Raw genomic sequence first — 11,696 nt, 5'->3', positions numbered from 1 at the left:
CGAACTTAGCCCGTCGACGCGTCCCACAAACGTGACTCTGGCAACGCAGGCGTACCTGAGTTCCGGGGCGTCACCTCCGGCGCGTTCAATAACAGCCATGGCCGAGGTCGAGCTGCCCCACGACAGCGATCACACGCACTCCGATGTGAGCGGCGGCTGGCTGCGCGCGGCAACGTTCGGTGCGATGGACGGCTTGGTCTCCAACACCGCGTTGATCGCCGGCGTGGCGGCCGGCGCCAGCACGCACGCCGTGGTGCTGTCCGGGGTGGCCGGACTGCTGGCCGGGGCGTTCTCGATGGCGCTGGGCGAGTACACGTCGGTCACCACGGCCAACGAGCAGATCGACTCCGAGGTCAACGTCGAACGCCGCTCCTTCGCGCTGAACCCGCGGGCGGAGCGGGCCGAGCTGATCGGGATGTTCGAGAACATGGGACTGTCCAGGGACACCGCCGAGCGCGCCACCGAGGAACTGCACGGTGACGAGTGCAAGGCCATCAACTTCCACCTGATCCAGGAGCTGGGCGTCGACCCGTCGGAGAAGCCCTCCCCGCGGGTGGCGGCCGTCTCGTCGTTCCTGATGTTCGCGATCGGCGCGATCATCCCGCTGATCCCGTACCTGCTGGGCTTCGAGTCGTTGCCGGCCGGCCTGATCTGCGGCGGCATCGGCCTGCTGGTCGCCGGCGGGCTGGCGGCGTTCGTCACCAAACAGCGGGTGTGGTTCGGATCGTTGCGCCAGTTGTTGTTTGGGTCCATCGCGATCGGCGCCACCTATGTCGTCGGGTCGGCAATCGGTACCGTCATCGGGTGACCGATCGCAAGCCTTTCGCCCTGCTCCTGTCGGCGGTGCTGGTACTGGCCGGGTGTGCCGGCGCGCCCGCCCGGGCCTCGCAACTGGCGTTCCTGGGCAAGATCGAGTTGGCGCACGGCCTGCTGTTCGCCGACACGACGGTCGGCGGGCTCTCGGGCATCACCTACGACGCCGGCCGCGACCGGTACTACGTGATCAGCGATGACCGGTCGGAGAAGAACCCGGCCCGGTTCTACACCATGAGCATCGCGCTGTCGGAGGGCAATCTGGCGCGGGTGGACCTGCTCGGGTCCACCTCGTTGCTGAATACCGACGGTAAGCCGTTCGCCCGGCGGTCGGCCACCACCGTGCCGCCGGATCCCGAGGGCATCGCCTTCGACGGCCGGCGCCAGCAGCTGTACTGGTCCAGCGAGGGGGAGCGGATCGTCAAGCCGGACACCGCACCGGTGCTGCTCGATCCGTGGGTGCGCATCGCCGGCCTGGACGGCGCCTTCCACGGCGAATTCACCCTTCCGCCGGAATTGCATGTGTCGACCGCCGACGCCGGTCCGCGGAAGAACCAGGCCTTGGAAGGGCTCACGCTGGCGCCCGACGGGACTGCGCTGTGGGCCGCGATGGAGGCGCCCGGCTTCGACGACGGACCGGTGCCCACCGCCGAACACGGCGCGCTGACCAGGATCACCCGGCTCGATCCGGTGACCCGGCAGCCGACGGCGCAGTATGCCTATCCGCTGGACGCGGTCAGCTCCGGCGACGGCGGCGACAACGGGCTGTCGGATTTGGTGGCGCTGGACGCCGAGGACTTCCTGGTGGTCGAGCGCGGCCACGGCACCCGGACGTCGGTGCGGATCTTCCGGGCCAGCGTCGCGGGCGCCGAGGACATCCTGGGCCGGCCGTCCTCGACTGGTGCGGTTCCGATGCGCAAGACCCTGCTCGATGATCTCTCGGCGACGGTGCACTCGGTCGACAACGTGGAGGGAATCACGTTGGGTCCCAAACTGTCCGACGGTCGTCAGTCGGTGGTCATGGTGACCGACGACAATTTCTCGCCCGATCAGGTGACCCAGCTGCTGGCCTTCGCGCTGTGAGCGTCAGCTGTCCGAGCCGACGGTGATGGCCTCGGCCTGATCGAGTTCGCTCTCCGGTGCGTCGACCCCGGTGAGGTGACCACGCGTCGTGAACATGACCACGGCCGCGGCCACGACAGCCGCCGCGCCCACCCAGAACGGCAGGTGCACGCTGACCTGTTCGCCGAGCACCCCGGCCAGCCAGGGCGCCACCGCGGCACCGCCGAACCGCAGGAAGCTGTAGGCCGCCGACGCCACGCCTCGCTCCACCGGTGCGGCTTTCATGACCGTCTCGGTGATCAGGGTGTTGTTGATGCCGATGAACAGACCGGCCACCACCACGCCCGCGGCCAGCACCGCCTTGTGATCGGTCCACACCGCCATCGCGACCAGCACCACGCTGAACGCCAACAGGTTGAGCACCAGCACCCGCACCGTGCCGAAACGGTGCTGCAGCCGCGGGGCCAACACCACCGACGTGAACGCCAGCGCCAGACCCCAGCCGAAGAAGATCAAGCCGATCTCGTGGGCGCCCATGTCCAGGGGGAACGGGGTGAAGGCCAACAGGGTGAAGAAGCCGAAGTTGTACAGCAGCGCGGTGACGGCCACGCCGAGCAGGCCACGGTGGCGCAGGGCACGGAACGGGTCGGCCAGCGAGGTCGAACGGGCCGGGCGCGGGGTGGCCGGCAGCAGGAACACCGTCACCACCAGGGCGACCGCCATCAGCGCCGACACCCCGAAGAACGGCCCACGCCAGGAGATGCCGCCGAGCACGCCACCCACCAGTGGGCCCACCGCGATACCCAGGCCGAGCGCCGCTTCGTAGAGGATGATCGCTTGTGCCACCGAGCCTTTCGCGGAACTGACGATGGTGGCCAGTGCGGTCGCGATGAACAGCGCGTTACCCAGTCCCCACAGCGCCCGCCAGCCGACGATGCCCATCACCGTGTCGCTCATCCCGGCCAGGCCGGCGCCGGCGATGATGATCACCAGCCCCACCAGCAGGGTGCGTTTCGGCCCGATCCGGCTCGACACCACGCCGGTGATCAGCATGGCCACGCCCATCACCGCCATGTAGCTGGTGAACAGCAACGACACTTGCGACGGTGAGGCGTTCAGGTTGTCGGCGATCGGCTTGAGGATGGGGTCGACCAGGCCGATGCCCATGAACGCCACGACGGACGCGAAGGCGACGGCCCACACTGCTTTCGGTTGACGCCACATGGCGGGGAGAACTCCTATTCGTCGGGGGACTGACGCGCGACCGCCAGCAGTTCGCGCAGCACGACGACGGCGTCGGCCAACGTCTGCCGTTGGCGGTCGTCGAGGCGGTCCAGATACGGGTCCACGGCCGCGCCGCGGTCGGCGCGCACCCGGGCCAAGGTGGCCCTGCCCTCGTCGGTGATGCTGATCAGCACGGCCCGGGCATCGCCGGGATCGCCGACCCGCGACACCATCCCGGCGTCCTCCAAGCGGCGCACCTGGGTGGTCATGGTGGGCTGCGAACAGTGGTCGATGGCGGCCAGATCGGAGATCCGGGCGGCGCCCTGGTCCTCGATCGTCGACAGCAACCGGGCCTGTGCGAACGGCAGCGGTATCCGGACCCGCTGGTTGGCCAGCCGGTTCAGCCGCGCCACCACCGACAGCAGGTCGGCACCCAACGCGGTGGTTGTTTCCTGGCGAGTCACCCCTCCATGGTTACATAGAATTTCTATGTAGATGGCAGCGCCGGTGGTGGGGACCGTCACAGTGCGACGACGGGATGCGCCCGTGCCGCCTGGCAGAATCGTGAAATGCCCGCTACCGGCCCGACCCGCAGCCCTCGGCGGGCCGGATCGTTGAAACCGAACGAGCTGGCCCAGGCCGCGGTGATGGCGGCCCTGTGCGCGGCCATCGCAATCATCGCGGTGGCCGTCCCGTTCGCTGCGGGCCTGTCCGTGCTCGGCACCGTGCCGATGGGCCTGCTCGCCTACCGGTATCGCTTCAAGGTGCTCATCGCCGCCGCCATCGCCGGAGCCACCATCGCCTTCCTCATCGCCGGGATGGGTGGCCTGATGACGGTGCTCAACTGCGCCTACATCGGCGGACTGACCGGCGCGGTGAAGCGGCGCGGCCGCGGGCTTACCACCGCGATGCTCGTATCGGTGGTCGCCGGTGCCGTCTTCGCCGTGCTCGTGGTGGGCGCGCTGGCCGTCGCGTCGCGGCTGCGCCAGCTGGTGTTCGACGCGATGACCGCCAACGTCGAGGGCACGGCCCGGATCCTGGGCCGCATCCCCGGTATGGAGGACATCGCACCCCGGCTGACCGATCTGTTCGCCACCGCGCTGCGGTACTGGCCGCTGCTGATCGGCGGCTACGGCGTCTTCATCATCATGACCGTCAGCCTGATCGGCTGGTGGGCGCTGTCCCGGGTGCTGACCCGGCTGGCCGGCGTGCCCGACGTGCACAAGCTGGACGTGCCCGCCGAGACAGGAGCCGTCGCACCGGTGCCGCTGCGGCTGCACGACGTGGTGTTCCGCTATCCGGGGACCGAGCGCGATGCGCTGGGACCGGTATCGCTGACGGTGCAGTTGGGCGAACACGTGGCGATCACCGGTGCCAACGGCTCGGGCAAGACGACGCTGATGCTGGTACTGGCCGGCCGGGAGCCGACCGCCGGCACCGTCGACCGGCCCGGTGCGGTCGGGCTCGGCGCGCCGGGCGGCACCGCGGTGATCATGCAGCACCCGGAGAGCCAGGTGCTGGGCACCCGGGTCGCCGACGACGTGGTGTGGGGTCTGCCCGCCGGCACCGAGATCGACGTGCCCCGGCTGCTGGCCGAGGTCGGCCTGGACGGTCTGGCCGAACGGGACACCGGTGGCCTGTCCGGTGGTGAACTACAGCGCCTGGCCGTCGCCGCGGCACTGGCCAGGGAGCCGGCGCTGATGATCGCCGACGAGATCACCAGCATGGTGGATCAACGCGGGCGCGACGGCCTGATGGCGGTGCTGTCCGGGCTGACCCGCAACCACCAGATGTCATTGGTGCACATCACCCACTACAACGAGGAAGCCGAGGCCGCCGACCGGGCCGTCAACCTGGCCGGCGGTTCGGAGATGGTGCAGGCGGCGACGGTGCCCAGGGGTGCCGCGGCCACCCACGGCGACACCCCGGTACTGGAGCTGCGTGGGGTGGCCCACCGGTATGCCGCCGGCACCCCGTGGGAGACCAGCGCGTTGCGCGATATCGACCTGGTGGTCAACGAGGGCGACGGGGTGCTGATCCACGGTCTCAACGGATCCGGCAAATCGACGTTGGCCTGGATCATGGCCGGGCTGACGGTACCGACCACCGGCAGCTGCCTGCTGGACGGCCGCCCGGTGTCCGATCAGGTCGGCGCCGTGGCGCTGTCCTTCCAGGCCGCCCGGCTGCAGCTCATGCGCGGCCGCGTCGACCGTGAGATCGCCTCGGCAGCAGGGTTTTCGGCGCGCGACCGAGCCAGGGTCGAAGCGGCCCTGGCCGCGGTGGGTCTGGAGCCGAGCCTGGCCTCGCGGCGGATCGACCAGCTCTCGGGCGGGCAGATGCGCCGGGTGGTGCTGGCCGGGCTGCTGGCGCGGTCCCCGCGGGCGATCATCCTCGACGAACCGCTGGCCGGTCTGGATGCCGCCAGCGCCCGCGGGTTGCTGCGCCTGCTCGAGCAGCTGCGTCGCGACGGCCTGACCGTCGTGGTGATCTCACACGATTTCGACGGGCTCGAGGAGCTGTGCCCGCGGACGCTGCATCTGCGTGACGGGCAACTGGTCCCCGCCGCGTCGAGCGCCTCGGGAGGTGCGGCGTGAGCGCGCCCCGCCGGCCGGTGGTGCTGCTGCGGCCGGTGCCCGGCGATTCCGTCATCCACCGGCTGTGGGCCGGAACGAAACTCATCGCGGTGGCCGCGCTCGGCGTGCTGTTGACCTTCTATCCCGGCTGGGTGCCGATCGCGTTCGTCGCGGGGGTGGTCCTGGTGACCGCGGTGCTGGCGCGCATCCCGCGGGGCGCGGTGCCGTCCATTCCGGCCTGGCTGTGGCTGATCGTCGCGCTCGGCGGGGTGACGGCGGCCTTCGCGGCCGGCGAGCCGTATCTCACCGTCGCCGGAACGGAATTCGGCCTGGGCGGGCTGCTGAACTTCCTGCGCATCACCGCGGTGGCGCTGGTGTTGCTCGGGCTCGGCGCGTTGGTGTCGTGGACCACCAACGTCGCCGAGGTTGCCCCCGCGGTCTCGACGCTGGGCCGGCCGCTGCGACTGTTCCGGCTGCCCGTGGACGACTGGGCGGTCACCCTGGCGTTGGCGCTGCGGGCTTTCCCCATGTTGATCGACGAGTTCAGTGTGCTCTACGCGGCCCGCCGGCTGCGGCCGCGGGAGCGGCCCGAGTCGCGGCGGGCCCGGCGTAAGCAGTGGGCCGCCGAACTGGTCGACTTGCTGGCCGCCGCGGTCACCGTGTCGCTGCGCCGCGCCGACGAGATGGGCGATGCCATCACCGCGCGCGGTGGGGCGGGCCAGATCTCGGCCTATCCGTCGCGGCCGCACGCCGCCGACTATGTCGCCCTGGCGGTCATCGCGGTGGTGTGCGGGCTGGCCGGCTACGTGGAGGCGTTCACGTTCCTGGCCACCAGTTAGCGCGTGGCGGCGGTGTTCGCCGCCCGCTGCGCCTGCGCCAGCGCATCCGGCACGGCGAGCCGGCCCAGGAACATCTCGTCGAAATAAGGCTGCAGCGCCTGGTAACCCGCGGCGAACCCGGCACCGCCGGGGGCATCGATCCGCGTTCCGTGCAGCACCGCGAAGAACGGTCCGACGTCGACGCCGCGGCGCCGCCAATAATCGAAGTACACCGGTTGTGCGCTGAGCACGGCCGGGATCGCGGCCCCGTCGGCACCCAGGAAGGCGTTGCCGTCGCGGCTGCCCAGCCAGGCCAGCACCTCGCGCACCGCCGCGGGATGCCGGGTGGCCGAGTTCGCGGCCGCCGCAATCCCGTTGGTCACGCTGACCCGCCCGGCCGGCCCGCTGGGCAACATTGCCACACCCCACCGGAACGGTGCCTGCGCCGCGACGGCAGCCAGGTTGTAGGTGCCCGACTGGAACAGCGCCATCCGCCCAGCCAGGAACTGGTTGCGGGAGAAGTCGCCGTTGCCGTTGGTGTCGGCGGCCGACGGCGCGACGTGGTCGGTGTTGATCAGCCGCACCAGGTATTCGAACGCCCGGGCGGCCGGGTCGTTGGCGAAGGTGAACCGGTCTCCGTCGGCGAAGCTGCCGCCGGCGGACCCGATGAAGTTGAGGTAGATGCCCTGCATGTCGTTGGCGGCGTTGTACCCCCATTGCCGTGTCCGGCGCGCGTCGAATGCCGCGGTGTCGGCCCGGTTCCCGGACTGGTCGACGGTGAGCCGGGCCAGCAACGGCCGCAGCGTGTCGTCCGCTCCGGGAGACCAACGCAGGTTGTCCAGGGCGGCGGGATCGACCCCGGCGGCGCGCAGCAGGTCGGCGTTGTAATACACCGCGATCCCGGCGTCGGTGAGTTGCGGTACCGCCCAGAGCGTTCCGGTGCGGGTGAATTGCGCGACGGTGGAGGCGTCCCAGTCGGGCGAGGGCGCGATCGGCGCCAGCTTGCCGTTGTCCGCGTAGCCGGCGAAATAGGCATTGGACAACCAGAAGATGTCGTCGGCCCCGCCGCCGGCGACATCGGTGCGCAGGTTGGTGAAGTAGTTCGCGTAGGCGACCACGTTGACCCGCACCTCGATATCCGGGTGGCGACGGGAGAATTCGGCGAACGACTGCCGGTAGGCCGCCGCCACCTGCTCGTCCCACAACCGCACGGTGATCACCGTCTTCCCGGAGCCGGCGGTCCGGCCCAGCAGCAGACCGGCGACCAGCAGCAGCACCCCGGCGACGACGACGCCGGCGGCCACCCAGGTGGAAAACCGCACCCTCATTTCAGCCCCGTCACCACGATCGAGCGCACCAGGTGCCGGCCCAACACCACGAACAGCACCAGCAGCGGCACGATCGCCACCGTCGTCGCCGCCATCACCACCGTCCACTGCGCGTCGTAGCGGGACTGCAGACCGGCCGTCGCGACCGTCAGCACCTGCCAGCGCGGCCCACTGGTGATCACCAGCGGCCACATGAAGTTGTTCCACTGCGACACCACCGTGATCATGGCCAGCGTCGCCAGGATCGGCCGGCTGGCCGGGACGACGACATGCACCAGCACGTCCAGGGTGGTGGCGCCGTCCAGCCGGGCCGCGTTGATCAAGTCGGCGGGGATGGTGCGGAAGTGCTCCCGCAACAGGAAGATCGCGTACGGGGAACCGAACAGGAACGGGAGCACCAACGCCCAGAAGGTGTTTCGCAGTCCAGCCTCGGCCATCATCAGATACAGCGGGACCACCGTCACGGTCGCCGGCACCATCAGCGTCGCCAGGTACACCCAGAACAGCGCGTCGCGGCCCGGGAAGCTCAGCCGCGCAAACGCGTAGGCGGCCAGCACCGAGAACGTCAACTGGCCCAGCAGTACGGTCGCGGTCACCAGCGCCGTGACCACCAGGGCGCGGCCGAAGCCGGCATCCCCGAGCGCGGCGTAGTTGGCCAGGGTCGGCGGCGCCGGGAACGACAGGGGTGCACCGGTGTTGAACTGCCGCGCCGAGGTGAACGACGTCATCAGCCCGAGCAGGAACGGCACCAGCGTGATCAACGCTCCCAGCGCCAGCCCGGCGTAGAGCAGGGCATTACGTGAGGTCATAGCTCACCCGGCGGCGGAAGTAGAGGTGCTGTGCCAGCGTCACACCGACCAGCAGCACGAACAGGATGGCCGCCATCACCGCGGCCCGCCCCACGCTGGCCGCGCCGAAGGCCTCGGCGTAGATGCGGTGCGCGACAAGGTCGGTGCGGCCCTGTGGCCCACCGTCGGTCAGCGCGTACACGGTGTCGAACACCTGCGCCGCGCTCACCACACCCGTCACCGACACGAAATACAGGGTGGGCTGCAGCATGGGCAGCGTGATGTACCGGAACCGCTGCCAGTCGGTGGCGCCGTCGGTGCGGGCGGCGGCGTGCACATCCCGCGGGATGGCCAGGATGCCGGCCAGGAAGAACAACGACACATAACCGACGTTGGTCCACACCGTCACCGCCGACACCACCGGCAACGCCAGGCCCGGATCGGTGAGCCACTCGATGTGGCGGCCGGTGACGGTGCTCAAGGCGCCGTCGGTGGGGGACAGGATCCAGCGCCACAACACCGCGATGGCCAGCGGCGCGCAGATCCAGGGCAGCACGTAGAGCGTGCGCAGGAATCCGGTGCCGGGCAACCCGCGGGCCAGCATGGCGCCGGCGGCCAGGCCCAGCAGCGTCTGCGTGGGCACCACCATCGCGATGAACGCCACCGTCACCAACAGCGACGTGCCGAACGTCGGATCGGTCAGCACCGACTGCCAATTGTCCAGCCCCACAAAGCGAATGGGGCCCAGCAGGTCCCAGCGGTACAGGCTCAGCCAGGCGACCACCAGCATCGGCAACAACAGGAAGGTCAGCACGCCGAACAGGCTGGGCCCCACCAGGGCATACCCCAGCACGGTGGAGCGTCGCGGCCGCCGCGCCGGAGTCCTGCTCATGGCGTCAGCCTAAGCTGCGGTCGTGATCACCTTGGATCGCCTGGTCAACGTGGTGGGCGGATACGGTGTCGCGGCCCGGCTGTGCGGCGTGCCGCGCTCGACCGAGCTGCGCAGCGTGGTGGTGCCCGAGCGTGTGACCGGTGACGTGCTGCTCGCCCTGGGGGCCACCTCGGTGTCCGAGGCGCTGGACTGGGCCGGCCAGGCCAAGGCGGCCGTGGTGCTGGCGCGTGCCGATCAACCGGACGCCCAGGCCGAACTGCCCGACGGGATCGCGGTGCTGCTGGTGGACCCCGCGTTGCCGTGGAGTGAGCTGGCCGCCGTGGTGTACGGACTGGTGCTGGAAGGCCGCGAGACCGAATCCGGCCGCGGCCCAACGGATCTGTTCGCGCTGGCGGACAGCCTGGCCGCGGCCATCGGCGGAGCCGTGGTGATCGAGGACCGGCACGCGCAGTGCCTGGCGTACTCGCGCATGCAGCAGGACGCCGACGACGCCCGGGCGCAGACCATTCTGCGCAGGCAACAACCTGCCGAGCTGCAGGCCGCCCTGACCCGTCGCGGCGTGTTCGCGCACCTCGCCGAATCCGACGAGCCGCTGTTCATCGCGCCCGATCCCGACCACGGCATGACGGGGCGCATGGTGGTGGCGGCCCGGGTCGGACGCGAGCTGCTGGGGGCGGTGTGGGTGAGCTGCCCGGCCGAGCTGGACGGGGCGGCGCGCGCGGCATTGGTCGACGGCTCCCGGGTGGTCGCGCTGCACCTGCTGCGCTCGCGAGCCAGCGCCGACCTGGAACGCCAGGTCGAGTCCGACTCGGTGCTGCGACTGCTCGACGGCAGCGCCGAGGCGACGACGGTGGCCAGCCGGGTCGGCCTGCCACCGGGACCGTTGCGGGTCATTGCGCTGCGCGCCCGGCTGGAGCCGGACCGGCACACCGCCCTGCTGGTCGCCTTCGAGCAGGCGACCGCCGGCTTCGGCTGGTCGCGGCCCGGCCGCAGCGCGCTGGCGGACAACACGGTGTACACCGTGTTGCCTGGCGAGACGGTCGACGTGGCACGGCAATGGCTGGCCGCGCTGCGGGCCGCGTTACCGGAGCGCAGCACGGTGCTGGCCGGCATCAGCGGGCCCGCGGACGCCACCGACCTGGCGGCGGCCAGATCGGAGGCCGACGAGTGCCTGGCCCTGCACGAGGCCGGTGCCGCCGGCGCGCCACCGCCCGCCTACGACGAATCGTGGGACGCCCTGGTGCTGCGGCGGTTACGGGCGGCGGCCGCAGCCGGACGTGGCCCGCGGCGCGGCCCCGTCGCCGAACTGATCGACCATGACGCGGTGCACGGCACTCCGTACGTGGCCACATTGCGGGTCTGGCTGGCGGCCCAGGGTGACCCGGTGCGGGCCGGGGCCGAGCTGGGCGTGCACGAGAACACGATCCGCTATCGGCTGCGCAAGATGGCCGAGGTGACCACCGTCGACCTCGACGACCCCGACAAGCGGTTGGCGATGATGATCGAACTCGCCGCCGCCGATCACGACTGATTGTGCTAACCCGACAAACCCTCCGCCGAGATTTGTCGGATACCGCAGCACCGGCCCTGCATCGGCGTTCGATGATGGCCCTATGACCCCGGGGGGCCCACTTATCCCCGTCGTCAGGGGCGGAGAGCACTGACCCGCCCCTGACGACAAACACCGATGCAGGAGGAGATATCCGATGACCGCCGCCACGCCGGTATGGCTCACCCCCGAAGCCCACGAACGGCTGCTGCACGAGTTGGCGGTGCTGCGGGGGTGGAGCACCGTCGACGCCCTCGACGACGACAGCGACGCCCCCGACAGCAATGCCGTCGCGGTGCGGCGCGCCCAGCAGGGCCGCATCCAGCAGATCCACGACATGCTCTCCAACGCCGTCGTCGGGGTGGATCCGCCCGACGACGGCGTCGCCGAATTGGGCATGGTGCTCACCGTGCGGTTCGAGGACAACGGCGACACCGAGACGTTCCTGCTCGGTGTCCGGGGCGCGTACTACGGAGACATAGAGGTCTACTCCGCGAAATCACCTCTGGGAGCGGCGATCAGCGGTGCCCGGCCCGGTGAACGACGGGAATACCAGCTGCCCACCGGGCACACCCAGGTCGTGACACTGCTGGCGGCGGTGCCGTACGGGCTGCACATGAGCTGACAACCCTGCCGCTACGGTAGGAAA

11 protein-coding genes are annotated in these 11,696 nt (G+C 70.4%); 6 read left to right on the top strand and 5 right to left on the bottom strand.

Annotated features, from left to right (window positions below; genetic code table 11):
• The first annotated feature begins 97 nt into the window (after positions 1 to 97).
• Complete coding sequence (locus BN977_RS02250; protein WP_036396121.1) at positions 98 to 808, top strand: VIT1/CCC1 transporter family protein; 711 nt, start codon at positions 98 to 100, stop codon at positions 806 to 808.
• Positions 805 to 1,896, top strand: a complete 1,092-nt coding sequence (locus BN977_RS02245) for an esterase-like activity of phytase family protein (protein WP_036396118.1) — start codon at positions 805 to 807, stop codon at positions 1,894 to 1,896. Before BN977_RS02250 ends, BN977_RS02245 begins: the two co-directional genes overlap by 4 nt.
• Before the next feature lie 3 nt (positions 1,897 to 1,899).
• Here BN977_RS02245 and BN977_RS02240 read toward each other — a convergent pair whose 3' ends face one another.
• Positions 1,900 to 3,099 (bottom strand): MFS transporter, encoded by a 1,200-nt coding sequence (locus tag BN977_RS02240; protein WP_036396115.1) that lies wholly within the window; start codon positions 3,097 to 3,099, stop codon positions 1,900 to 1,902.
• A 14-nt stretch (positions 3,100 to 3,113) separates the two neighbouring features.
• Entirely contained in the window at positions 3,114 to 3,563 is a 450-nt protein-coding gene (locus tag BN977_RS02235) for a MarR family winged helix-turn-helix transcriptional regulator (RefSeq protein ID WP_036396113.1), read from the bottom strand.
• A 105-nt stretch (positions 3,564 to 3,668) separates the two neighbouring features.
• Here BN977_RS02235 and BN977_RS02230 point away from each other — a divergent pair, with 105 nt between their 5' ends.
• A complete protein-coding gene (locus tag BN977_RS02230) occupies positions 3,669 to 5,693 on the top strand; it encodes an ABC transporter ATP-binding protein (RefSeq protein WP_036396111.1) in 2,025 nt (674 codons plus the stop codon).
• The gene (locus tag BN977_RS02225) at positions 5,690 to 6,511 is read left to right on the top strand and encodes a CbiQ family ECF transporter T component (protein ID WP_036396109.1); all 822 of its coding nucleotides are present in this window, start codon (positions 5,690 to 5,692) and stop codon (positions 6,509 to 6,511) included. Before BN977_RS02230 ends, BN977_RS02225 begins: the two co-directional genes overlap by 4 nt.
• Here the strand turns inward: BN977_RS02225 and BN977_RS02220 are convergent.
• The 3 genes from BN977_RS02220 to BN977_RS02210 are packed head-to-tail and all read right to left on the bottom strand — an operon-like array spanning position 6,508 to position 9,498.
• On the bottom strand, positions 6,508 to 7,818 hold the full coding sequence (locus BN977_RS02220; RefSeq protein ID WP_036396108.1) for an ABC transporter substrate-binding protein: 1,311 nt from the start codon (positions 7,816 to 7,818) through the stop codon (positions 6,508 to 6,510). The two genes, BN977_RS02225 and BN977_RS02220, sit on opposite strands and share 4 nt — an antisense overlap.
• Positions 7,815 to 8,627, bottom strand: a complete 813-nt coding sequence (locus BN977_RS02215) for a carbohydrate ABC transporter permease (RefSeq protein WP_036396105.1) — start codon at positions 8,625 to 8,627, stop codon at positions 7,815 to 7,817. The genes BN977_RS02220 and BN977_RS02215 overlap by 4 nt, the downstream gene beginning before the upstream one ends.
• Positions 8,614 to 9,498 (bottom strand): carbohydrate ABC transporter permease, encoded by an 885-nt coding sequence (locus tag BN977_RS02210; RefSeq protein ID WP_036396104.1) that lies wholly within the window; start codon positions 9,496 to 9,498, stop codon positions 8,614 to 8,616. The genes BN977_RS02215 and BN977_RS02210 overlap by 14 nt, the downstream gene beginning before the upstream one ends.
• Before the next feature lie 22 nt (positions 9,499 to 9,520).
• Between BN977_RS02210 and BN977_RS02205 the strand changes: the two genes are divergently transcribed.
• Positions 9,521 to 11,029 (top strand): PucR family transcriptional regulator, encoded by a 1,509-nt coding sequence (locus BN977_RS02205; protein WP_036396102.1) that lies wholly within the window; start codon positions 9,521 to 9,523, stop codon positions 11,027 to 11,029.
• A gap of 175 nt (positions 11,030 to 11,204) precedes the next feature.
• Positions 11,205 to 11,672, top strand: a complete 468-nt coding sequence (locus BN977_RS02200) for a GreA/GreB family elongation factor (protein ID WP_024455609.1) — start codon at positions 11,205 to 11,207, stop codon at positions 11,670 to 11,672.
• Positions 11,673 to 11,696 lie beyond the last annotated feature (24 nt).

It is taken from the genome of Mycolicibacterium cosmeticum, assembly GCF_000613185.1.
GTDB lineage: Bacteria > Actinomycetota > Actinomycetes > Mycobacteriales > Mycobacteriaceae > Mycobacterium > Mycobacterium cosmeticum.
Note: the sequence above shows the minus strand (reverse complement) of the source record. Positions and strands in the feature narration are given on the sequence as shown.